This is a genomic window from Branchiibius hedensis (genome assembly GCF_900108585.1).
Taxonomy (GTDB): Bacteria; Actinomycetota; Actinomycetes; order Actinomycetales; family Dermatophilaceae; genus Branchiibius; species Branchiibius hedensis.
Genome location: NZ_UESZ01000001.1, coordinates 1,975,258 through 1,998,957 on the forward strand (window position 1 = coordinate 1,975,258; position 23,700 = coordinate 1,998,957).

At 66.4% G+C, this 23,700-nt stretch carries 20 protein-coding genes; 10 read left to right on the forward strand and 10 right to left on the reverse strand.

From position 1 onward, the window contains the following. Positions 1-93 precede the first annotated feature (93 nt). Positions 94-2,166, forward strand: coding sequence for an MMPL family transporter (locus tag DR843_RS09645; protein WP_109685360.1), 2,073 nt, complete (start codon positions 94-96; stop codon positions 2,164-2,166). A 124-nt stretch (positions 2,167-2,290) separates the two neighbouring features. Further along, positions 2,291-2,659, forward strand: coding sequence for a hypothetical protein (locus DR843_RS09650; protein ID WP_146202547.1), 369 nt, complete (start codon positions 2,291-2,293; stop codon positions 2,657-2,659). Here DR843_RS09650 and DR843_RS09655 read toward each other — a convergent pair. The 5 genes from DR843_RS09655 to DR843_RS09675 form a co-directional block, all read right to left on the reverse strand. Further along, on the reverse strand, positions 2,648-4,345 hold the full coding sequence (locus DR843_RS09655) for an AMP-binding protein (protein ID WP_109685363.1): 1,698 nt from the start codon (positions 4,343-4,345) through the stop codon (positions 2,648-2,650). The genes DR843_RS09650 and DR843_RS09655 overlap by 12 nt on opposite strands. A gap of 28 nt (positions 4,346-4,373) precedes the next feature. Further along, on the reverse strand, positions 4,374-6,149 hold the full coding sequence (locus DR843_RS09660; RefSeq protein WP_109685365.1) for an oleate hydratase: 1,776 nt from the start codon (positions 6,147-6,149) through the stop codon (positions 4,374-4,376). Positions 6,150-6,335: 186 nt separating this feature from the next. Further along, positions 6,336-7,793: an NAD-dependent succinate-semialdehyde dehydrogenase gene (locus tag DR843_RS09665; protein ID WP_425451579.1), complete on the reverse strand. Its 1,458-nt coding sequence runs from the start codon at positions 7,791-7,793 to the stop codon at positions 6,336-6,338. Between the two features lie 24 nt (positions 7,794-7,817). Continuing rightward, a complete protein-coding gene (locus DR843_RS09670) occupies positions 7,818-9,257 on the reverse strand; it encodes a gamma-aminobutyraldehyde dehydrogenase (protein ID WP_109685370.1) in 1,440 nt (479 codons plus the stop codon). 9 nt (positions 9,258-9,266) lie between these two features. After that, positions 9,267-10,625 carry an L-serine ammonia-lyase gene (locus tag DR843_RS09675; RefSeq protein ID WP_109685372.1) on the reverse strand — a complete coding sequence of 453 codons (1,359 nt, stop codon included), beginning with the start codon at positions 10,623-10,625 and terminating at the stop codon, positions 9,267-9,269. A 100-nt stretch (positions 10,626-10,725) separates the two neighbouring features. Between DR843_RS09675 and DR843_RS09680 the strand changes: the two genes are divergently transcribed. The 5 genes from DR843_RS09680 to DR843_RS09700 are packed head-to-tail and all read left to right on the forward strand — an operon-like array spanning position 10,726 to position 15,529. Then, positions 10,726-11,196: an Lrp/AsnC family transcriptional regulator gene (locus DR843_RS09680; RefSeq protein WP_109685374.1), complete on the forward strand. Its 471-nt coding sequence runs from the start codon at positions 10,726-10,728 to the stop codon at positions 11,194-11,196. Beyond that, positions 11,193-12,638 carry an aspartate aminotransferase family protein gene (locus tag DR843_RS09685; RefSeq protein ID WP_109685376.1) on the forward strand — a complete coding sequence of 482 codons (1,446 nt, stop codon included), beginning with the start codon at positions 11,193-11,195 and terminating at the stop codon, positions 12,636-12,638. The genes DR843_RS09680 and DR843_RS09685 overlap by 4 nt, the downstream gene beginning before the upstream one ends. A gap of 19 nt (positions 12,639-12,657) precedes the next feature. Further along, the gene (locus DR843_RS09690; RefSeq protein ID WP_109685378.1) at positions 12,658-13,860 is read left to right on the forward strand and encodes a saccharopine dehydrogenase family protein; all 1,203 of its coding nucleotides are present in this window, start codon (positions 12,658-12,660) and stop codon (positions 13,858-13,860) included. Then, positions 13,857-14,903 carry a winged helix DNA-binding domain-containing protein gene (locus DR843_RS09695; protein WP_109685380.1) on the forward strand — a complete coding sequence of 349 codons (1,047 nt, stop codon included), beginning with the start codon at positions 13,857-13,859 and terminating at the stop codon, positions 14,901-14,903. The genes DR843_RS09690 and DR843_RS09695 overlap by 4 nt, the downstream gene beginning before the upstream one ends. Next, entirely contained in the window at positions 14,900-15,529 is a 630-nt protein-coding gene (locus DR843_RS09700) for a 4'-phosphopantetheinyl transferase family protein (protein WP_109685382.1), read from the forward strand. The genes DR843_RS09695 and DR843_RS09700 overlap by 4 nt, the downstream gene beginning before the upstream one ends. On the opposite strand, the gene DR843_RS19800 is transcribed toward DR843_RS09700, so the two are convergent. Beyond that, positions 15,513-16,070, reverse strand: a complete 558-nt coding sequence (locus DR843_RS19800; protein WP_146202548.1) for a hypothetical protein — start codon at positions 16,068-16,070, stop codon at positions 15,513-15,515. The two genes, DR843_RS09700 and DR843_RS19800, sit on opposite strands and share 17 nt — an antisense overlap. Before the next feature lie 224 nt (positions 16,071-16,294). Continuing rightward, complete coding sequence (locus tag DR843_RS09710; RefSeq protein ID WP_109685386.1) at positions 16,295-17,512, reverse strand: AAA family ATPase; 1,218 nt, start codon at positions 17,510-17,512, stop codon at positions 16,295-16,297. Between DR843_RS09710 and DR843_RS09715 the strand changes: the two genes are divergently transcribed. Beyond that, positions 17,511-18,674, forward strand: a complete 1,164-nt coding sequence (locus tag DR843_RS09715; RefSeq protein WP_109688787.1) for an LOG family protein — start codon at positions 17,511-17,513, stop codon at positions 18,672-18,674. The two genes, DR843_RS09710 and DR843_RS09715, sit on opposite strands and share 2 nt — an antisense overlap. Beyond that, positions 18,671-19,579, forward strand: a complete 909-nt coding sequence (locus tag DR843_RS09720; RefSeq protein ID WP_109685388.1) for a S66 peptidase family protein — start codon at positions 18,671-18,673, stop codon at positions 19,577-19,579. Before DR843_RS09715 ends, DR843_RS09720 begins: the two co-directional genes overlap by 4 nt. Here the strand turns inward: DR843_RS09720 and fdhD are convergent. Genes fdhD through mobA form a run of 3 tightly spaced genes read right to left on the reverse strand, consistent with a single transcriptional unit; the run spans position 19,566 to position 21,252 of the window. Beyond that, positions 19,566-20,423, reverse strand: a complete 858-nt coding sequence (fdhD, locus tag DR843_RS09725) for a formate dehydrogenase accessory sulfurtransferase FdhD (protein ID WP_109685391.1) — start codon at positions 20,421-20,423, stop codon at positions 19,566-19,568. The two genes, DR843_RS09720 and fdhD, sit on opposite strands and share 14 nt — an antisense overlap. Continuing rightward, entirely contained in the window at positions 20,420-20,677 is a 258-nt protein-coding gene (locus DR843_RS09730; RefSeq protein ID WP_245934070.1) for a DUF6457 domain-containing protein, read from the reverse strand. Before DR843_RS09730 ends, fdhD begins: the two co-directional genes overlap by 4 nt. Positions 20,678-20,679: 2 nt before the next feature. Beyond that, complete coding sequence (gene mobA, locus DR843_RS09735) at positions 20,680-21,252, reverse strand: molybdenum cofactor guanylyltransferase (RefSeq protein WP_109685393.1); 573 nt, start codon at positions 21,250-21,252, stop codon at positions 20,680-20,682. A gap of 63 nt (positions 21,253-21,315) precedes the next feature. Between mobA and DR843_RS09740 the strand changes: the two genes are divergently transcribed. Next, positions 21,316-23,691 carry an FdhF/YdeP family oxidoreductase gene (locus DR843_RS09740; protein WP_109685395.1) on the forward strand — a complete coding sequence of 792 codons (2,376 nt, stop codon included), beginning with the start codon at positions 21,316-21,318 and terminating at the stop codon, positions 23,689-23,691. Positions 23,692-23,700: the final 9 nt, after the last annotated feature.

Here is a 23,700-nt window from a genome sequence, read left to right on the forward strand (position 1 = left end):
AGACCAGCAAACCGCCACCGAACTCGGTGGTGCGAGCTTGCGTTCGAAGACCAGCACCGCCTCCAGCACCCCACGCTTTGACAGGATGGCTCGATGAGCGCATCGTCAGCCACGTCCCGCAAACGCTGGCTCATCCCAGCCCTGGTTCTCCTGGCCTGGCTGGTGGTGGGCAGTTTCACCGGACCGTACGCCGGCAAGCTCGCCTCGGTGTCGACCAACGACAACACCGCCTTCCTGCCCGCCTCGGCCGAGTCGACCAAGGCACAGAAGGAACTGGAGAAGTTCCAGGACACCAGTGAGGTACCGGCGATCGTGATCGCGGTGCGTGATGGCGGGATCACCGCGGCGGACAAGGCGTGGCTGACCAAGCAGACGCAGGAATTCGCCGGCCAGAGCGGCTTCGGCAAGCAGATCTCCCCGCCGATCCCCTCGAAAGACCAGAAGGCGGCGCAGGTCTTCGTACCCATCGACTCCGCCGGCGAACCCGCCGACACGGTGACGACCTTGCGCGATGCGTTGCGCAGCCCACCGGATGGCCTGACCGTCAAAGTGACCGGACCAGCCGGTCAGATCGCGGACCTCAGTGAGGCCTTCAAGGGCATCGACGGCTTGCTGCTCCTGGTGGCCGGTGGGGTCGTGATCCTCATCCTGACCGTGGTCTATCGCAGCCCGATCCTGCCGTTCGTCGTACTGATCTCTGCGATCTTCGCCCTCGGATTAGCCTCTGGCGCAGTCTATTTCCTCACCAAACAGGGCATCCTGGACCTCAACGGCCAGAGCCAGGGCATCTTGTTCATCCTGGTCTTCGGCGCCGCCACGGACTACGCGCTGCTACTGGTCGCCCGGTTCCGTGAAGAGCTGATGCACACCCAAGACAAGGTCGCGGCGCTGCGCTCGGCGTACCGCGCCACCATCGAGCCGGTCGCGGCCTCCGCCGCCACGGTCATCCTCGGCGTCCTGTGCCTGCTCCTGTCCGATCTGAACTCCAACCGCAGTCTCGGACCGGTCGCTGCGCTGGGCATTGTCGCCTCCTTCCTGGCCTCGATGACCTTCCTGCCTGCTGCCCTGGCCCTGCTGGGCCGCAAAGCGTTCTGGCCCTTCGAGCCCAAGGTCACCGACGACGTGTCTGAGGGTCAGGGCCATAAGTTCTGGTCGAAGGTCGCGCACTGGGTGGCCTCGAAACCGCGCAAGATCTGGATCACCACCGCTGTTGCTCTGGCTGCCGCGGCCGCCTTCGCACCGACCTTCAAGGCCGACGGCATCGCCACCACCGATTACTTCATCGGCACCGTCGGTTCGGTCGAGGGCGCCAAACTCCAGGCCGAGCACTTCGACGCCGGCAGCGGCTCGCCGACCTGGATCATCGCGGAGCAGCAGAGTGCGAACAGCGTTGTCGCCGCAGCAAAGTCGACCGCCGGGGTGGCGTCCGCCGAGGTCCTCGCCACCGACGGGCAGCCGGTCGTCAAGGACGGGCGCGTCGCCGTTCAGGTGGTCCTGAAGGACAACGCCGAGTCGCTCCCAGCGCAAGACACGGTCGAGAAGTTGCGGGACGCCGTACATGCCATCGCCGGCTCCGAGGCGGTCGTCGGTGGCACCACCGCGACCGACCTGGACACCCGGCTGACCTCGATCCGCGACCGCAACCTGATCATCCCGGTCGTCCTGGTCGTGGTCCTGCTGGTGCTCATGCTGCTGCTACGCAGCGTCCTGGCTCCCATCCTGCTGCTGGCGACCACTGTGTTGTCCTTCGCAGCCACCCTCGGTGTCGCCGCGCTGTTGTTCAACGGCCCGTTCGGCTTCGCCGGCGCCGACCCCGTGGTGCCGCTGTTCGCCTTCGTCTTCCTGGTCGCCCTCGGGATCGACTACAACATCTTCCTGATGACCCGGGCCCGGGAAGAGTCGATGCAGCACGGCACCCGGGAGGGCATCGTGCGTGCACTCACCTCCACCGGTGGCGTCATCACCTCAGCCGGAGTGGTCCTGGCAGCAACCTTCGCGGCACTGGCGGTGATCCCGCTGCTCTTCCTGGTGCAGGTGGCCTTCCTGGTCGCGTTCGGCGTGCTGCTGGACACCCTGATCGTGCGGACATTGCTCGTGCCCGCGCTGACCATCGACATCGGGCCCAAGACCTGGTGGCCGAGCGCCCTCTCCCGTCGTCAGGAGTAGTCGATCCGTCGGCGCCGTGGCGACGAATCACCTCCCGATCGGTTCAACCGGACCGGCAGCACGGGAGGTGCAGTGAATGGACCGCTTGCTCGGACGACCGCTTCGGGTCCCCTACCGCTGGCTCATGATCGCGGCGGTCGTGGTCGCCGCGATCGCGCATGTGCCGGTGATCGCTCCGCATCTTGATGAAGCGCCGTACATGGGTGTCTTGTTCGTCGTGTTGACGCTCGCTTGCCTCATTCTGGCTGCGGCCATAGCCATCCACGACTCCGCCGTCGTCTACGCGCTGTCCGTCCTCACCTGTGGCCTCGCGGTGATTGGCTATGCGGCAACCCGCGTGGTCGCCTTTCCGATGCTTGCCGACGACGTCGGCAACTGGTGGGAACCGCTCGGCGTGGTGTCCATCGTGTCCGAGTCGATCGTCGTGATCGGTGCGCTGAGCGCTCTGGTCCGAGGTCGAGCGGTCGCGGCCCGAGCCGGATCAGGAATCTGAATTCCGCTTCAGGACGTCGTCACGCACCAAGCGTCGCTGCACCTTGCCGATCATCGAGCGGGGTAGCTCTTCGACGATGTGCAGATGTCGCGGGACCGCGTACTTCGCCAGCCGCTGGGCGGCGTGCTCACGCACCTGATCCAGGGTGGGTGGCTGACCGTCGGAGACCACGACGGCGACAACCTCTTCGTCGCCGCCCGCACCACGTGGCACGCCGACGACCGCGACGTCATCGACGCCGGCCAGTTCCCTCAAGTGCTCCTCGACGACGGTCGGGAAGACCTTGAAACCGCCCACGATGATGATCTCCTTGGTGCGATCGACCAGCACCGCAAACCCGTCGCGGTCGACCTCCACGACGTCGCCGGTGCGTAACCAACCATCCGGCGACAGCACGTTTGCGGTCTCCTCCGGCCGATCGACGTACCCGGCGAAGACCTGCGGCCCGCGCACCAGCAGTTCGCCGCGGACGACGCCCGCTTCGTTCGCAGTGGCTTCGACGGTTTGGTCATCGGGATCAACCACGCGAATTTCGGTGTTGGGGAAGGGAATTCCCAGCGCGCCGCGTCGCCGCTTCTCCGACGCCGGGTTGCCCAGCACGATCGGCGAAGTCTCGGTAGAACCGTAACCCTCGATCAGCAGACCGCCGGTCGCCTGCTCCCAGCGGTCGGCAGTCGCCGCGTCCAGCGGCATGGCACCGCAGAACGCTTGTTTGATCGACCCGAGCGAGACACCACCGGCGGCATCCAGAATCCGGCTGAACATCGGAGCGACCGCTGGCATGAAGGTGTACGGCGCCCGCTTCTGGCCCGCGACCACTGCGGGTGGGTCAAAGTTCGGGAACGCCACGAGCGTGGCGCCGATCAGCGGTGGCAGGACGACGCAGAAGATCATCCCGAACGCGTGGAAGAACGGTAGGACACCACAGACCACCTCGGCCCCCGGCTGGAAGCCCGCCCACGCCGTACCTTGGGTCGCATTCGCCACCAGGTTGTAGTGGGTGATGCTCGCCCCCTTGGGTACCCCCGTCGTGCCACCGGTGAAGAGCACCAGTGCCTCGTCGGTCGGCTCCTGCGCGCCGGAAGGCTGGCCCCCGGGCTCAGTGCGAACCAGGTCCGCCCAGTCCTTCGCGTCGCCAACCGGGCCACCCGTGAGCGCCGCCCGTTTGCTGCGAGCCGCCTTGACCGGCAGCCGGAGCAACAACTGCATCTTGCGCGGCAGGTCCCGCGCGACGTCCACGGACACGATGTGTTGCAGGTCGGTGTCCTGGGCAGCAACCTGCACGTCGGCCACGCGGTTGCGCCACACCAGCACCACCCGGGACCCAGTCAACCCGAGCTGATCGTGCAGTTCAGCCGTTGTGTACGTCGGGTTGTGCTCGACAACCGCTGCACCACAACGCAATACGGCGTAGAACGCCACGATGTGGGCGGTGCAGTTGGGCATCACCAACGAGACACGCGTGCCCGGGGTCACGCCGAGTTGCCGAAGACCCGCCGCCGCTCGATCGACCTGAGCATCCAGTTCGCGGTACGTCGTGCTGGCCCCGAAGAAGTCGACAGCAACTCGGTCGGGCCACCGCTGGGCGGCCTGTCGCAACAGGCCGTCCAGCAGGACCAGCGGAATCTCGACGTCAGCCGGGACACCCTGTGAATAGCTGCTCAGCCACGGTCGATCTTCAAACATCTGCCCACCGTAGTGCCCTGGCAGCGCACTAGATCAGACCGGCGTCTTTGAGCAGTTCCTCGACGTAGGTGCCCTTCACCTTGTGCAGTGCGGCAGCACCGACGACCTTGGTCATCAGGGGTAGCTTCACGTCAGCCAGCTTCTTCTTGTCGTTGAGGTAGTACAGCGCGCTCAACAACACGCGGATGTCGTATTGCGACCCGAAGACCTCTGGCACCCCACGGTTCACGTCCAGCAACGTGTAGACCGCCTCCATGGCGGTGCGCACGGAGTACTCAGTGGTGAACACCGTGTCGATCGGCGTCTCAGCGAAGTTGCCGATGAAGGCGAGGTTCGTTGAGCCCTCCGGCACCACCAACGGGCGGTCGCCGGCCGCGCGCGGCATGAAGTAGGAGGTGATGTAGGGCATGTGACACGGCACCGTGCTGGCACTGTTGCGGGCCAGGTCGGGGATCTCCTCGACGGGGACACCGAGGTGGTAGAGCAACTCCTCGGTGAGCTCGATGCCAGTGGCCTCCTTGATCGGCTTCTTCACGTAGTCGCCGGGCCGGTCGGAGAAGAGGCCGTAGACCCAGAGCACAAGCTCCTTGTTGGGGTCCTGCTTCTCGAAGTGCGGCTGCCGACTCATGGTGAAGCCGTAGAACCAGCCGGAGTCCTTGAAGTTGCACGGTCCGCCGGTGACGATCTTGCCGTTGCGCGGGTCCCGGCCGGTCAGCTTCTGGATGTAGGGCCAGATCTTGTCGTCGGTGAGAGTGATAGTTCCGGAGATGACCCAGTTGTCGCTGGGGATGTTCTCGCAGAACTTCTCCGGGTGACCAAGGGAGGGGTCCTTGGCGGCGAGCGTCTTCCACAGCTTCCAGGCCCCGCCGTGGTCGGTCTCGATCGGCGCCGGGTGGTCGTTGTCGCCGAAGGTGCTGCTCTCGGTGATCGAACCGTTGGTGACGAAGACCAGGTCGTCGGTGGTCAGGTCGATGGTCTTCTTCTCACCGCCCACCGTCAGTTCCAGAGAGGTTGCGACCTTCTTGCCCCCACTGAGGTCCAGCCCGATGTCCTCGACCTGGGTGTCGTACTGGAACGTCACGCCCTCGGACTCCAGGTGCTTGACCAGGGGCACGATCAGTGACTCGTACTGGTTGTAGTGCGTGAACCGCAACGAGGTCAGGTCCGGCAAGGTGGCGACGTGGTGGATGAAGCGCAGCAGGTAACGACGCATCTCCAGCGCGCTGGCCCACGGCTCGAACGCGAACATGGTCGCCCAGTACAGCCAAAAGTTGGAGTCGAAGAACTCCTGGGTGAAGTACTCATCGATGCGCTTGTCGTCCAGCTGCGACTCCGGGGTGAGCGCCAGATCGATGATCTCCTGGACCGCCTTCGGCGTCAGCGTCAGCTCGCCCATGGACGGGACCGCCTTGCCCCGCTCGTACGTCGCGCGCATCGGGTTGCTGCTCGGGTCGGACTTGTGCAACTCATACATCTCGTCGAGCACAGAGACGCCCGGTTTGGCCAGCGACGGCACCGACCGGAACAAGTCCCACAGAGTTTCGAAGTGCGCTTCCATCTCGCGACCGCCGCGGATGATGAATCCCTTGTGTTCATCGAGGATTCCGTCCATGCTGCCGCCGGGCAGTGCGAGCTCCTCGAACACCGTGATGTTCTTGCCGGGGACACCGGCGTCCCGGATCAGAAATGCGGCGCCAGCCAGTGATGCGAGACCGGATCCAACGAAGTACGCCTTCTTCTTGTCAGCCCCCTCCGGCTTGATCGCCTGCGCGAACGCCTCGAAATTGCCGTTGCTGTGGTACATCGTCAGCCCTCTCCTCGTTGAGGACGGCATACACCGCCGCCTACTTCCAACCTTTCAAAGGGCCGCAGAGCGACACAAGGCCCGACAAAGTGAAACTTTGGTTCTTCCGATCACGACACGCGCGTTCGGCGAGCATCCCGAACGTCTCGTATCACCAGGCGCTGTCAGCAGCACATGATCCGCCGCTCAGAGTTTGATGCCGACGTACTTGTCCTCGAGGTACTCGTCGATCCCCTCGAACCCGCCCTCGCGGCCGAACCCGCTGGCCTTCACGCCACCGAACGGTGCCGCTGGGTTGGAGATGATGCCCTGGTTGACGCCGACCATGCCGTACTCCAGTGCCTCGGCAACCCGGATCGCCCGGGAGAAGTCCCGGGTGAAGAAGTATGAGGCCAGGCCGTATTCGGTGTCATTGGCCTTCGCGACGACCTCGTCCTCATCGGTGAAGGTCTGGATGGCAGCGACCGGTCCGAAGATCTCCTCACGCACCATGTCGGCATCGGCCGGCAGGTTGGTGATGACGGTCGGCTCGTAGAAGAAGCCTGCGTCACCGGTCGTCGAGCCACCGGTCACCACCTGCGCACCTCTGGTCACGGCGTCCTTCACCAGGGCGTCGACCTTGTCGATCGCCTTCTGGTTGATCAACGGACCGACCTGGGACTTCGGGTCCATCCCGTCGGCGACGACCAGACCGCCCATCTTCGCGGCCATCTTGGAGGCGAATTCGTCTGCGACAGAGGCATGTACATAGAGCCGGTTAGCTGCCGTGCACGCTTCGCCGATGTTGCGCATTTTCGCCAGCATCGCGCCCTCGACGGCCGCGTCGATGTCGGCGTCCTCGAAGACGATGAACGGCGCGTTGCCGCCCAACTCCATCGAGACGCGCAACACCTGCTGGGCGGACTGCTCGATCAGCGTGCGTCCCACGGCAGTCGAGCCGGTGAAGGTGAGCTTACGGGTGCGCGGGTCACGGATGATCGGCTCCATCACCGCGCCACTGCTCGAGGTGGTGATGACATTGAGTACGCCGCCGGGCAGCCCCACCTCTTCCAGCAACTGGGCGAGCGCCAACATCGTCAGTGGCGTTTCAGCTGCCGGCTTCACCACCATGGTGCAACCCGCTGCGATGGCCGGGCCGATCTTGCGAGTTCCCATGGCCAGCGGGAAGTTCCACGGGGTGATCATCACTGTCGGACCGACCGGCTGCTTCATCGTCAGCAGTCGAGTACCACCCGACGGTGCCACCGAGTAGCGGCCGGAGATCCGCACGGCCTCCTCGGAGAACCAGCGGAAGAACTCCCCGCCGTAGGTGACCTCACCGCGCGCCTCGGCCAGCGGCTTGCCCATCTCCAGCGTCATCAACTCGGCGAAGAGGTCCGCGCGTTCGGTGATGAGCTCGAATGCTTTGCGCAGCAACTCTCCCCGCTCGCGCGGGTCAGTGCGCGCCCAGTCCTTCTGTGCATCGGCCGCAGCAGTCAGCGCAGCTATCCCGTCCGCCGGACTGGCGTCGGCCACTCGGGCCAACTCCTGCCCGGTGGCCGGGTTGTCAACGGTGAGTGTCTTGCCGTCGGTGGCGTCCCGCCACTGACCGCCGATGTAAAGCTGCTTGGCGACGCCGTCCACGGCTGCCGAAGATGCCACGATGAATCTCCCTGTCTACCAGTGATTTCAGAGTTCGATGTTGGCCATCACGTGCTTGATGCGCGTGTAGTCCTCAAAGCCGTAGAGCGAGAGGTCCTTGCCGTACCCGCTGTGCTTGAACCCGCCGTGCGGCATCTCGGCGACGAGCGGGATGTGGGTGTTGATCCACACGCAACCGAAGTCGAGCGCCTTGGAGACGCGCATCGCCCGACCGAAGTCCTTGGTCCAGACCGAGGACGCCAGCGCATACTGCACGCCGTTGCCAGCGGCAATGGCCTCGGCCTCGTCGGTGAACTTCTGCGCGGTGATGACCGGGCCGAAGATCTCGTTCTGGCTGACCTCGTCGTCCTGCAACAGCCCGGACACGACCGTCGGCTCGAAGTAGAATCCGCCACCGAGGGCGGTGAGTCGGGATCCACCAGCCGCGATCGACGCGTGGTCGGGCAGCCGCTCCAGCAGACCGGTGACGTGCGCCAACTGGTTGCTGTTGTTGACGGGGCCGAGCAGCGCGTCCGCGTCGTCCGGCAGCCCGACCTTGGCCTCGTTCTTAGCGTATTCGGCTAGGGCAGCGACGAATTCGTCGTGGATGCCCTCCTGGACGAGCACGCGGGTGGCCGCAGTGCAGTCCTGCCCGGCGTTGAAGTAGCCGGCGACCGCGATGCCCTCGACCGCCGCTTCGATGTCCGCGTCGTCGAAGACGATGACCGGCGCCTTGCCGCCGAGCTCCAGGTGCACCCGCTTCACATCGGCCGCGCCGGAGAGCGCCACCTGGATGCCGGCGCGCACCGAACCAGTGATTGCCACCAGTTGCGGGGTCTTGTGCTCGACCACCAACTGCCCGGTCGAGCGGTCACCGGTCACGACGTTGAAGGCACCGGCCGGCAGGAACTCCGCGGCGACCTCGGCCAGCAACAGCGTGGTCTCGGGGGTGGTGTCGCTGGGCTTGAGGACGACGGTGTTGCCCGCGGCGAGCGCCGGGGCGATCTTCCACATTGCCATCATCATCGGGTAGTTCCACGGGGTCACCTGACCGACGACACCGATCGGCTCCCGCCGGATCCACGAGGTGTGACCCTTCATGTACTCCCCCGCTGCCTTGCCCTCCAGCACGCGAGCGGCACCAGCGAAGAACCGCAGCTGGTCAAGCATCGGCGGGATCTCTTCGGATTCGGTGAGGGCCCAAGGCTTTCCGGTGTTCTGGGCTTCCAGCTTGATGAAGTCATCGGCGCGCTTCTCGATGGCGTCGGCGAACTTGAGCAAGGCCTGCTGGCGCTCCGAAGGAGTGGTCTGCCCCCACTCCTCGAACGCCTTCGACGCAGCGGTGTACGCAGCGTCGACATCAGCCTCGGTCGAGATCGCCGCGGAGGCGACGACCTGGCCGGTGCTCGGGTCGACAACGTCCTGGCGTGCGTCGCCGCGCGCCTCGACGTACTCGCCGTTGACGAAGTTCTTCAGGATGCGGGTCATAGCTCCACCTCAACACTCGATCACATTGACTGCGAGACCGCCCCGGGCGGTCTCCTTGTACTTCACGGACATGTCGCGACCGGTGTCGCGCATGGTCTTGATGGCCTTGTCCAGGCTCACGGCGTGCACCCCGGTGCCGCTGAGCGACAGCCGCGAGGCGTTGATTGCTTTGACGCTGGCAATGGCGTTGCGTTCGATGCAGGGAATCTGCACCAGACCACCAACCGGGTCACAGGTCAGCCCCAGGTTGTGCTCGATGCCGATCTCGGCGGCGTTCTCGACCTGGGTGGGTGTGCCTCCGGTGACCTCGCACAACGCGCCGGCAGCCATGGCGCACGCCGAGCCCACTTCCCCCTGGCAGCCGACTTCGGCGCCGGAGATCGACGCGTTCTGCTTGAACAGGATGCCGATCGCGGCCGCCGTGAGCAGGAAGCGCACGATGCCGTCCTCGTCAGCCCCGTCGACGAACCGTGCGTAGTAGTGCAGGACGGCCGGGATGACCCCGGCTGCGCCATTGGTCGGTGCCGTGACTATGCGTCCACCAGCGGCGTTCTCCTCGTTGACCGACAGCGCGTAGAGATTGACCCAGTCCATGACGTGCAACGGGTCTCGCGCACCGGCCTGCATCAACTCATCGAAGAGCGCAGGGGCCCGCCGGGGCACCTTCAAACCACCGGGCAGCACGCCGCTAGCGTTGAAGCCATTGGTGACGCATTCGCGCATTACCGACCACAGGTGCAGTAGACCGTCGTGGACCTCCTGCTCACTGCGCCAGGCCTGTTCGTTGCGCAGCATCACCTCGCTGATCGAGCAGTTCTCCCGCTCACAGATCGCGAGCAACTCTGCCCCTGTGTTGAAGGGCAACGGCACCGCCGTGTCGTCCTCCACCACGCGGTCCGCGCCGCTGGCCGTCTCATCGACGACGAAACCGCCCCCGACGGAGTAATAGACGTGGCTGTCAACCAACTCGCCGGCCGCGTCGAAGGCTTCGAACAACATGCCGTTGGGATGAGTCGGCAACGTCTTGCGCCGGTGCAGCACCAGATCGGTGTCGGGATCGAAGGAGATGGGGTGATCTCCCATCACGGTGAGTTTGCCGCTGCGCCGCACCTCGGCGTACCGCGAGTCAGTGGTGGCGGTGTCGACCGTCTCGGGCGCCGAACCCTCCAGCCCCAGCACGACGGCTTTGTCCGACCCGTGGCCGTGACCCGTCGCTCCCAGGGAGCCGAACAGTTGGGCGCTGATCCGGCTGACGCGAGGCAGCGGCAGGCCGCTGGCGAACATCCGCGCAGCGCGCATCGGCCCGACCGTGTGGGAGGACGACGGCCCGATGCCGATCGAGTAGAGGTCGAACGCACTGAGCGCCATACGGAAAGAATAGCCACGACCGGGACAGAAAACACGAATTCATCGTTCAAGGGTTGTTTCGCAACGGATTCAGTGCCAAGATGGTCCTGTGACAGACGCGATGCGCAGCCGAAGTGGCGACGCCGGTGCCATGGACGACACCGCGAAGGCGATCATCGCGATGCTGCAGCGCGATGGACGTGCGCCCTACGCCACCATTGCACGCGAGGTGGGTCTGTCGGAAGCCGCCGTCCGCGCCCGGGTGCAACGGTTGCTCGAGAACGAGACGTTGCAGATCGTCGCGGTCACCGATCCCACCCAGGTGGGCTTTCAGCGCCAGGCGCTCATCGGCATCACCGTGCGCGGCGACATCCAGAAGGTCGCCGATCAACTGGCCCGTCTGGACGAGGCTGCCTACGTCGTGGTGACCGCTGGACGCTACGACATCCTGATCGAGGTCGTCTGTGAGGACGACGATCACCTCCTGAATCTGCTGGGTAGTCGGATCCGCGCCGTCGACGGCGTCGCGCAGACCGAGACCCTGATGTATCTCAACCTGACGAAACAGCGCTACGACTGGGGAACCCGATGAGCACCACACCCGAAACCTCAACTGCCGCAACCGCTTCCGGTGCGGGTACGACGCCCCGCGGCACCGATCGGTACGTCGCCGCCCGAGACCACCTGTGGGGTCACTTCACCCGGCAGTCGGTCTACGAACCCGTTGCCGAGGGCGGTCTCGGCGCGCACGTGCCGATCATCGAGCGTGGTGAAGGCGCCTGGATCTGGGACGTCAACGGCAAGAAGTACTTCGATGGCCTGGCCGGTCTGTTCACGGTGCAGGTGGGCCACGGCCGCGCCGAACTGGCGGAAGCCGCAGCCAAGCAGGCCGAGAAGCTGGCCTTCTTCCCGATCTGGTCCTACGCCCACGCCCCGGCGATCGACCTGGCCGAGCGCCTGGCGACCTACGCCCCCGGCGACCTGAACCGCGCCTTCTTCACCACCGGCGGTGGTGAGGCGGTCGAGTCCGCCTGGAAGCTGGCCAAGCAGTACTTCAAACTGACCGGCAAGCCCACCAAGCACAAGGTGATCAGCCGCTCCATCGCCTACCACGGCACCCCGCAGGGCGCGTTGGCGATCACCGGCATCCCGGATCTGAAGATCCCCTTCGAGCCGCTGGTGCCGGGCGCGTTCCGTGCTCCGAACACCAACATCTACCGCGCGCAGCCCGAACTGCGCGACGACCCGAAGGCGTTCGGTCGCTGGGCCGCCGACCGCATCGGTGAGGCCATCGAGTTCGAGGGACCGGACACCGTTGCGGCCGTCTTCCTGGAGCCGGTGCAGAACGCCGGTGGTTGCTTCCCGCCGCCGCCCGGCTACTTCGAGCGGGTGCGCGAGATCTGCGACGAGTACGACGTGTTGCTGGTCTCGGACGAGACCATCTGCGCGTTCGGCCGGATCGGAGAGATCTTCGCCTGCAACGACTTTGGCTACGTCCCCGACATCATCACCACCGCCAAGGGCCTGACCTCCGGCTACTCCCCGCTCGGGGTGATGATGGCCAGCGACCGGCTCTTCGAACCGTTCCGCAAGGGCACCGAAGCGTTCGGTCACGGCTACACCTTCGGTGGCCACCCGGTCTCCGCCGCGGTCGCGATGGCCAACCTGGACATCTTCGAGCGCGAGAAGCTCACCGACCACGTGCACGAGAACGCGCCCAAGTTCCGCTCCACCTTGGAGAAGCTGCTCGATCTGCCGATCGTCGGCGACGTCCGCGGTGAGGGCTACTTCTACGGGATCGAACTGGTCAAGGACAAGGAGACCCGGGAGACCTTCAACGAGGAGGAGTCCGAGCGGCTCCTGCGCGGATTCCTGTCCAAAGCTCTGTTCGAGGCCGGCATCTACTGTCGCGCCGACGACCGCGGTGACCCGGTCATCCAGCTCTCCCCGCCGCTGATCATCGGCCAGGACGAGTTCGACTGGATCGAGGGGACGCTGCGCGGGGTTCTGACGGAGGCGTTGGACATCCTCTGACCCGTCGTAGGCTCGGTGCATGACCGAGCGTGACTACGACATCGTCCTGTACGGCGCAACCGGATTCGTCGGCAAACTCACCGCCGAGCATCTGGCGGCGCACGCCCCCGACGGTGTGCGGATCGCGCTGGCCGGGCGGTCACCGAGCAAGTTGGAGGTGGTCCACGCCGACCTTGGTGTGGACTGGCCTCTGGTGATTGCCGATTCGTCCGATCCGGACTCTCTGAAGGCACTCGCCGAGTCGACGCGGGTTGTGATCAGCACGGTCGGGCCCTACGCCAAGTACGGGCTGCCGCTGGTCGAGGCGTGCGCGACGGCGGGCACTGACTATGTCGACCTGACCGGCGAGGTGCTCTTCGTGCGGGAGTCGATCGACCGCTTCCACGCGTTGGCCGGCTCGACCGGTGCGCGGATCGTGCACTCCTGCGGCTTCGATTCGGTGCCCTCCGACCTCGCGGTCTACGAATTGGCCCAGGTGGCTGGGCCGCTCACCGACACCACGTCGTACGTTCGGATGAAGGGCGGCGTCAGTGGCGGCACCGTCGCCTCGGCGCGCGAGCAGATGGCGCAGGTGCGCTCGGACAAGGCCAAACGGGCGATCGCGCTGGACAAGTTCGCCCTCTCCCCCGACCGCGCCGCCGAGCCGAAGGGTGAGTGGAAGGACTCGCTCACGGTGTGGCACAGCGACGAAATGCACTCGTGGGCAGCGCCGTTCATCATGTCCACCTTCAACACCCGGATCGTGCGGCGCAGCAACGCCCTGCTCGGTTACGCGTACGGCGAGGGGTTCCGTTATCGCGAGACCCTCACCACTGGTGACGGTTGGCAGGGTCGCCTGCGGGCCGAGGCCATCGCCAAGGGCATGGCGGCCGGAATGGCGGCGCTGTCTGTCGGCAAGCTGGCACCGTTGATCGACAAGGTCGTCCCCGCTCCCGGTGAGGGCCCGTCCGAGGAGGACCGCACCAACGGTCGGTTCAGCGTGGAGGCTCGCTCGGGCGGTTACCGCAGCGTCGTCGCAGCCAAGGGCGATCCCGGCTACGCGGCGACCTGCGTGATGCTCGGCGAGAGCGCTCTGGCGTTGGCGACCCAACGCGACGATCTGCCCATGCCCGAAGGCCTCGACGGCGGGGTGCTCACTCCGGCCACCGCCTTGGGCAGTGTGCTGTCGGATCGGTTGCGCGCACAGGGTTTCACGATCACTGCGGGGCCGGTCACGACGTGAGGCAGGCCGCGTCCGAGGTTGCGTTGCTGCGGGTCATCTCCCAGCAGTTGGCCACACCGGCCTCGTCACTCACGAATGCCGTCACTCATCTCACCTGCCTGCAAGCCCAGGACTGGAAGGCGTCACGGTCGGCCCTGGCCCTGCGCTCCGATACGGCTGTGGCAGACGTGGACGAGGCAGCGAATTCCGCTGCGATCGTGCGCAGTTGGCCGATGCGTGGAACCTTGCACTGGCTGCCTGCGCAAGACCTGCAGTGGATGCTGTCCCTGACCTCGGCAGCGACCGTGCGCGCCGCCGCCGGTCGGCATCGGCAACTCGGGATCGCTGACCGGGACGTCGAGGAAGTGCGCTCCTTGACGCAGGCGGCTCTGGCCGACGGTGGCTGCTCGCGGAGCGACCTGAAGGCAGCCTGGGTCAGCGCCGGCGTGGACGTCGCCGGGCAGCGGTTCATCCATCTGCTGCAACGCCTCGCACTGGACGGTGTGGTCTGCCTCGGTCCGGTCGTCGACAGCCAGCAGCACCTCGTGCTCTGCGCCACCTGGATCCCGTCGTCCCGCACGCTGGAGCGGGACGCTGCCATCGTGGAGTTCGCGCAGCGCTATCTGCGCTCGCACGGACCCGCGTCCATGGCGGACTTCTGTTGGTGGAGCAAACTCCTCGTGCGGGACGTGAAACCGTTGTGGGCCCAGATTGTTTCGGCGTTCGAGGAGATCCAGCTCGATGGCCGAGCCCTCTACGTCGATCCGCGGACTCTCGACGCATTACCCAACCTGCGGGCCGCTGCGCGCGCCCCCATGTTGCTGCCCGCCTTCGACGAACTGATCATCGGGTACGCCGATCGGGCACCAACGCTGTCGCCGTCCGACTTCGAGAAGGTGGTACCTGGCCGCAACGGCTACTTCCTGCCGACGGTGCTGCACCAGGGACGTGCGGTGGCCACCTGGAAAGCCGAGGATCCTGTGGTGACAGCGCCGTTCGGCAACGGGTTGCCCACGGCGGTCGATCGCGCCCTCCCGCGCCTCGCACGCACCTTCCCGCGATGAAGAACACCGTCCAGGTGTGGGTGAGTTCCGCGAAAGGTCCGCTCGACTGGTTGAACCCCACTGAGCGGGAGCGCCTTTCGCGCTACAAGTCCGTCACCGCGGCGACGGACTTCCTGGTGGGCACGACGCTCGCGAGGTTCGCGCTGGGGGCTTGGCTCGGCGTACCGGAAGCTGAGGTGCCCCTCGACCGGACGTGCGAAAGATGCGGGGCACCCCACGGGCGACCACGCGTGGCTGGCGCGAACCTCAGCATCGCGCACGCCAACGGAACAGCGCTGGTCGCAGTCGGCGACACCCCGGTTGGAGTGGACCTCGAACCCCTCGGTCGAGCGGTTCCCGCCGATTGCGGCGCCGCGGACCTGCAGGACTGGGTGCGCAAAGAAGCTGCCCTCAAACTGACCGGGGACGGCCTGCGGATCCCGATGCAGCAGATCGGTATTGAAACCGACCGGGTTGTGCAATGGCCCTCAGATGAACTGCCAGACATCGTGATTCGCGACCTAGACATTCCTGGGTTCACCGCTGCCGTTGCGGTTGCGCCCGGCGCAGTTGTTGAACTGCGGTTCACGACCGGCCCCGATGAACGCCGGGGCCGGCCGGATCCAAGAATCAGCCCTGGCGCTTGAGGCGCCGACGCAATCCGACGCCCGTGACCAGGGCGCCCGCGGCGAGCACGCCGCCCGCGATGAGCACCTGCTCGTTCGACCCATCGGTGGCCGGCGTCATCGGACCGTCGGTGACCACCGGTGGTCCGCTCGTCGGGTGGGTGGAACTCGTCGGACTGCTTGACCCCGTAGGCTTCGCTACCACCCATGCTGGCGGCGCAGGACGCGTGGTCGGTAACCCGGCGCAACTCGTGGGCAGGTGGATCTGCACCGTGAACTTCGACCCCGTGCTCGACCCGCTGACGACCAGCGCGCCGTCCGCGCCCTTCATGCCTGCGGCTGCGTAAACCCCTGGTTCGTAAGGCTTTGCGGCCCCCAGTGTCTTGCTCCCCACTCCCGGCAAGGTCAGGGTCACTGCCTTCTCGGCGTGGCGCAGTGTGCGGAAGTAGCCGGCAACCGCTGGTACCTGCCCGTTGCAGTAGTACTGCGGGGCGGTGTACTCGAAGTTGCCTGATGTGATCGGCTTCGGCGCAGTCGCCGCCGAAGCCACTCCGCTCGACATGATTGCGACAAGTGCTGTTGCGGCAGCACCCGCCGCCGCTCTACTCGACATTCTCACCTGAACGACCCCTTAGCTCATGGTGACGGCGGAGTTGGTCATATCCCCTGCTCGGCCCCGCCCGCCATCCTGTGCATGAGCCATGAGAACCCTGTCCCTGCGTGACCCGCGGCACAACTACCTCTGCGGGTGAGTCAGCGTTCTCCCAGCGTGCGGCCAGGTGACGATCATGATCGGCGCGAACCCCATTGCCACTCAGGCGTAGTCAACGCACCCAGGCCCTCGACCACCGTCTCACCGGTGTCGCGGTTCAAGGGCAGCAAAAGGGGCTGCTCGCCGTCCCACTCCAACACCGGAACCGCTTCAAGCGCAGCCGTCATCGCCGATGAGTGGGTCACCACGATGACCTGGGAGCGGGTCGCGGTTGCGGTGATCAGCCGGGCCAGCGGCTCCAACAACGAGGGATGCAAGGACGCCTCCGGCTCGTTGATCACCAACAGCGGCGGGGGCGCCGGGCTGAGCAACGCGGCCACCCACAACAGGTAGCGCAACGTGCCGTCGGACAGTTCGGCGGCGCGCATTGTGCGCAGCATCCCGGGCTGTTGCAACGCGATGTCGAACAGGCCGTCGTTCTCAACGATCTCGATGCTGGACCCAGGAAAGGCGTCGTCGATCGTTTCATCGAGCTGCCGTCTGCCGTCCTCGATGATCGTCTGCAGCGCCGCTGCCAGGTCGCGGCCATCGTCAGCCAACACCGGTGTGCGGGTACCGACCATGGGGTGCCGAGCGGGCGCGTCCACGTCCGCGCGGAAGCCGTCGTAGAACCGCCAGGACCTCAATTGCTCACGGACAGCGACGAGTTCGGCGGCTCGGCTTGGATCGGCGTACTCGGTGAGCATCGATCGGTAGGGGGCGAGTTTGTCGCTCAGCCGCTGCCAGCCGGCCGACCCATCAAGGTCGGCGTCGGCCACTTCGACCAGTCCCCAGGACCGTCGGGCGAGCACGTTGGCCCGGCGCATCGCCGTGCCGGCGAACACCACCTCCCGTTTGATCTCCGGGTCGCGCAGGAAGAGTGAGGGCTGCGGGGCCAGCCTCGCCTCCGGCGACTGCGGCGGCAGACCCAGGTCCATCAGGTAGCCGAAGTCATCGCTGCCGAATCCGACCAACAAGCTGATCGGTCCTTTGCGCAAGACGCCCTGGGTGACCCCGCTGGACCGCGCCGAGCGCAACTCCGCCGGGCCTGCCCACAACGCCGAACCCAGACCCCCTTCGCGGGCCAACGAGCCGATCAGTCGTCCGGATCCGACGTCGGCCAGCAACCGCACCGCCCGGTAGAGCGACGACTTGCCGCTGCCGTTGGGGCCGGTGATGACGGTCAATCCCGACAACGGCACGGTCACGTCACGCAGGGAGCGGTAGCCGCGGATGGCCAGGGTGCGCAACATGCTTCGAACCCTACGATCGAGCACCGACGACGCCGGGCAGAATGGCGACGTGACCGGAGCAACCGAGATCGCGACGCTGCGAGCCCTTGATGCCATCCTGCAGGCGGGTGGTTCGCTGGACGGGTTGCGCCTGCAGGATCTGGATCTGCGCGACCGCGAGGCCGTCCTGCTGACCCAGACCCACGCCAACGGCACCATCGTGCTGGGTGGTGAGACCACGCCGGCGCTGGATCGCCACCTGCGCCAGATCGGCGCCCTGGTCTTCCCGACCGATCCGAAACTGCCGGTGGACCCCTACCGCGGCGCGCTCTACACCCCCGCCGAGTTGTACGCCGGCCTGACCGACGGCGGGTACTCAGCCACCCCCGATGCCCGCGCCTACCGCTGGCTGCGCGATCGGCGTACGGCGGGCGATGCTTACGCCACGCTGGTGCGCGCGATGCACGACGACGCGATGAACGATGCACTCATCGAACTGCTCGACGACCGTGCGGTCGTCGGCGTGATGGGCGGCCACTCGGTCAGAGCCAACAGCACCCAGTACGCCGATGCGGCCCGGTTGGGGTTCAAACTCGCCGAGGCTGGTTTCCTGGTCGCGACCGGTGGTGGCCCGGGAGCGATGGAGGCGGCGAATCTCGGTGCCGCCGTGCGGGATACGGACTCGCTTAACCACGCCGTCGCGAGCCTGGCAAAGGCTCCGGACTGGTCCGAGGGCATCGATGCCTGGGCCCAGCAGTCGGCATCGGTCGCGAAGTCAGTGCGGATGTCACCGCAGGTGCGCAGCCTGGGTATCCCCACCTGGTTCTACGGACATGAGCCGCCGAACATGTTCGCCCAGCGGATCGCGAAGTTCTTCTCCAACGCGCTGCGCGAGGACGCCCTGCTGACGCGCAGTTCCACCGCGATCGTGGTACTTCCCGGCACCGCCGGCACGGTGCAGGAGATCTTCCAAGCCGTCACACCGATGTACTACGTCACCGACGAGCGTCCGTTGCCGTCGCTGATCCTGGTCGGTGAGCAGCAGTGGGCACACGATGTGCCGGTGTGGCCAGCTATCGAGGCTCTCGGTGCAGGACGACCGATGGCCAAGGCGACCCATCTGGTCGACTCAGTCGATGAGGTGCTCCCCCTGCTCCAGCGCCATCACAGCCACTCGTCGTGAACGCCTCGCTGCGCCAACCGCCTGCCCTACGCGCCGGGGCACGCATCGGCGTCCTCGGCGTGAGCAGCCCATCGAATCTCGACCGGCTGGAGGCTGGCTACGACTCACTGCGGTTCGCGGGTTTCGAGCCGGTCGAGTTTCCCACCGCGCGCGGTCGAGCCACCCAGTTCAGCTGGCTGGTCGGCACCGACGCCGAGCGTGCCGCCGATCTGCGAAAAGCTCTGCTGGACAGCGACATCGACGCGATCTTCCTCGTCAGTGGTGGTTATGGATCACAGCGAACGTTGGAAGCGTTGGACTGGAGCGGACTGGAAGCCACCACTCCGAAGCTGGTCGTCGGATACTCGGACGTCACCGGGCTGCTCGAAGCGGTTGCCTCCCGCCTGGGCTGGAGCAGCATCATGGGTCCGATGGTCAGCGAGCACGAGTTCGCCGAGTCCTACTCGTTCAACTCGCTGATCCGGTTGGCCACCGGCACACACCCCGAACTCGTCCTGCAGTTCCCGGACGCACACACAGTCACTCCTGGCCGTGCCGACGGGATCACCTGCGGCGGGAACCTGTCGCTGCTGGCCGGGTCAGTCGGCACCGACACCGCGTGGGTACCCGATCAGGGGATCTGGTTGTTGGAGGACGAGACCGAGTCACCAGAGCGCATCGACACGATGCTCACCCACCTTCGCCGGGCCGGCTACTTCGACGATGCCGCGGGCATCATCTGCGGAACCTGGCACGACAGCGGTGATGAGGACGTGCTCTCTCGGGTCGTGCGAGATCGGCTGGGATCACTGGGGATTCCGACCATCGACGGCGCCAACATCGGTCACGGTGGCCACGTGCAGAGCTACCCGATCGGGGTCGCCGCGACACTCGACGCCGACGCCCGCACCCTCACCCTCGAGTGACCTCACCGACGAGTCGATGCGCTCCTGAATAGGCGACCATCGAGCGATCACGCAAGAACCCGACCAACGTGATCCCCGCCTCCTGGGCGAGCTCAGCGGCCAGCGACGATGGCGCGGAAACCGCTGCAACACAGGGAATCCCGGCCATCGAAGCCTTCTGGATCAGCTCGAATCCCGCGCGGCCGGACAACATCAAGATGGTGCCCGCCAACGGCAGTTTGTCGTGCTCGACCGCCCACCCGACGACCTTGTCGACGGCGTTGTGCCGACCCACATCCTCTCGGGCAGCGAGTAGTTCGCCACTGCGACCGTCGAAGAGCGCCGCACCGTGCAGACCGCCGGTTCGCTCGAAGACCGGTTGCGAATCTCGCAGCCGCTGCGGCAGCTCGACCAACTGCTGAGGGCGGATCTCCAACGGGTCGCTGGCCACGTCGAACGCTGAAATCGTCCGGACCGCATCGATACTCGCCTTGCCACAGACTCCACAGGAAGAGGTGGTGTAGGTGTGGCGCTCGGCGGTGGCCAGCGGTGGCGGCACGTGCGCCGCCAGTTGCAGGTCCAGCACGTTGTAGGTGTTCTCCCCGTCGACCTCGCCGGCGCAGTAGCGCGCGCTCAGCAGATCATCGCGGCCGCGGATCACGCCCTCGCCGACCAGGAAGCCCTGGGCCAGTTCGACGTCGTGACCCGGCGTACGCATGGTGACCACGAAGGACCGTCCGCCCAGCCGGATCTCCAGCGGCTCCTCCGCCGCGAGGTGATCCTCGCGCACCGCGCGCCGCACCACCCCGCCGTCGTCGCCCACCTCGATCCGGGTGACCCGGCGACGGGCAGCCTGCTTCCTCACCGACCCAGACCGTCGGGCCGCGCCTGGGCCAGGTCCTTGGTGACCGCTACCGCGCGCTCGATCGCTGCACGATCCCCACCCTGCAAACCCGCCGCCAACCCCACCAGGAACGCCGACATCGGAGCAGCCGGGCGCACGACGGCGTGGGCAACGACACCGGTCATCCCCAGGATCTCATCGACGTCGATCACCTCCGGGTCCAAGCCCAGGGCCGCCGCCAACTCATCGGACCATTGCTGCACTTCCTGCGTCACGCCTATTCCTCTCCTGCCCGGTGCCGAGCCGCCGCCAACTGTTCTGGGGTATCACAATCATCCCCCCACCCGGCCGGATCGGGTACGGCGCGCGGAATCCCCAGGGCACGCATCGGCCGACCCGCTGGATCGGGCAACGCCGCGACCGCCTCCCGCAGCGCCTGCGTCCGCCAGGCGGCGGCCAGGAAGTTGATCCGTCCCCCGGCATCAGCAAGCGCCACGGCGTCATCATCGCGGCCCAGTGCCGCAAGCAAGGGCTCGATCGCGGCCGCGACAAACGGCAGATCAGCAGCCAGCAGCAACGTCACCGCCTCCCCAGTGGCGGGGAGCCCAGCCGCCACCGCGGCGACCGGTCCCCCGCCCGGCGGATCCTCCAGCACCCAGCGCACGCCGCCGATCGCCGTACGCTCAGGGCCGACGACGATCACCCGCCGGGCGCCGGCGACCGAGGCAACGACACGTTCGAGCATGGACCGCCCACCGACCAGGTGGTCGGGTTTGTCCGGCCCGCCCAGGCGGGAGCCGGCTCCTCCGGCCAGCACGATCGCGTCGTACGCCGATCGGTCGCCACCCATGCACCCACCGTTGCACACCGGCAGGGGATGATCCTGTCAGCCCACAGGGGTAGCGTCGCGGCTATGACGGATCCGGATGCTGTTGACCAGGTCTTCCCCGACGTCGATGAAGCCGGCCTCAGGGTGAGCCACCAGAAGGACTGGGCCGCGGGGGTGCCCGGCGTCGCAGTCGCCATGAAGACCGCGCTCACCCAGATGGGGCCGATCCGCAGCGCCAAGACCCTGTTGAAGCTGAACCAGAAGGACGGCTTCGACTGCATGAGTTGCGCCTGGCCCGACCCCGATCACCGGCACACCGCCGAGTTCTGCGAGAACGGTGCCAAGGCGGTCTCCCACGAGGGCAACAAGAAGCGGGTGACGCCGCAGTTCTTCGCCGAGCACTCCCTGGACCAGTTGCGCGCCCATGACGACTACTGGCTCGGGATGCAGGGACGCATCACCCACCCGATGGTGAAGCAGCCTGGTGCCACGCATTACTCGCCGATCGAGTGGGACGATGCGTTCGCTCTGATCGCCCGGCACCTCTCGTCCATCGATCCCGACGAGGCGATCTTCTACACCTCCGGACGCGCCTCCAACGAGGCCGCGTTCGCCTACCAACTCTTCGTGCGGGCCTACGGCACCAACAACCTGCCGGACTGCTCCAACATGTGTCACGAGTCGACCAGTGTCGCCCTCGCGGAGGCCATCGGCATCGGCAAGGCCAGTGTGCGGATGTCGGATGTCTACGACGCGGATCTGCTGGTCATCGCCGGCCAGAATCCCGGCACCAACCACCCACGGATGCTGTCGGCTCTGGAGATCGCCAAGCACCGCGGCGCCAAGATCATCGCGATCAACCCCCTCAACGAGCCCGGCCTGATGCGGTTCAAGAATCCGCAGAAGCCCAGGGGAGTCATCGGCGACGGCGTGCAGATCGCAGACCTGCACCTCCCCGTCAAACTCAACGGCGACCTGGCGCTGTTCCAGGGCATCGCAGCTCTTCTGCTCGAGCAGGACGCGCTCGACCGCGCTTTCATCGACGAGCACACGACCGGTTTCGCGGAATGGCGCGAGCATCTGCGCGCCCTCGACTGGGTGCAGGTCGAGCAGTCCAGTGGGCTCACGAAGGCACAGATCGCCCAGGCTGCGGAGATGATCGCGGCCTCCCGGGCCACCATCTATTTCTGGGCGATGGGCCTGACCCAGCACCGCAACGCCGTCAACACGATCCGCGAGTTGTGCAATCTGGCGTTCCTGCGTGGAGACATCGGCAAGAAGGGCGCCGGCCTGTTTCCGGTGCGCGGTCACTCCAACGTGCAAGGCGACCGCACGATGGGCATCTGGGAGCGGCCGCCGGAGCGGTTCCTGGACTCGCTGGCCACGGAGTTCGGCTTCGAACCGCCCCGCGAGCACGGCCACGACGTGGTCGACTCGATCCGAGCGCTGCGCGACGGCAAAGCCTCCTTCTTCCTTGGCCTCGGCGGCAACTTCGTCGATGCGAGCCCGGATACCGATGTGACCTACGCGGCGTTGTCCTCGGCCGCTCTCACCGTGCAGATCTCGACCACCCTGAACCGTTCACACCTGGTCACCGGCGACACCGCTCTGATCCTGCCCACGTTGGGTCGCACAGAGACGGACGTGCAGGCCAGCGGCCCGCAGCAGGTCACCGTCGAGGATTCGGTCTGTGCCGTGCACGCCTCGCACGGTCCGTTGCAGCCGGCCAGCGAGCACCTGCGCAGCGAGGTTGCCATCGTCACCGGTATCGCGCAGGCGACGCTCGGCGACCGCTACGGGATCGCCTGGGCCGCCATGCGCGACGACTACGACGTGATCCGCGACCACATCTCGCGCGTGGTCGCCGGCTGCGAGAACTACAGCGAGCGGGCCAAACAGCCGGGCGGATTCACCCTTCCGCATCCGCCGCGGGACTCGCGTACCTTCCCGACCAAGAGCGGCAAAGCCGAGTTCCATGTCGCGCCCATCGACGTCATGCAGGTGCCACAAAAGCATCTCGTGCTGCAGACGCTGCGCAGCCACGACCAGTTCAACACCACCATCTACGGCCTCGACGACCGCTATCGCGGTATCCACGACGGGCGGCGGGTCATCTTCATCCACCGCGAGGACATCGCGATGTTGGGCTTCGAACCCGGCGACATGGTCGACCTCATCACGCACTGGGAAGCCGACGAGATCGACCGCGTGGCAAGGGATTTCCGGATCGTCGAATACGCAACGCCGCGGGGCAGCGCCGCGGCCTACTACCCGGAGACCAATCCACTGATCCCGCTTGATTCGACGGCGGAGGGATCCAACACGCCAACGTCCAAGGCCGTCATCATCCGGCTGGTCCCGGCCGGCTCGGCGCTGGAGAACGACCGCGCCGATGGGCAGGAGCAGGTCGGTGCTGACGAGGGCCACAAGGCCCGACCGGAGCCGGTGCACCTCAGCTGAGGTCGGCTC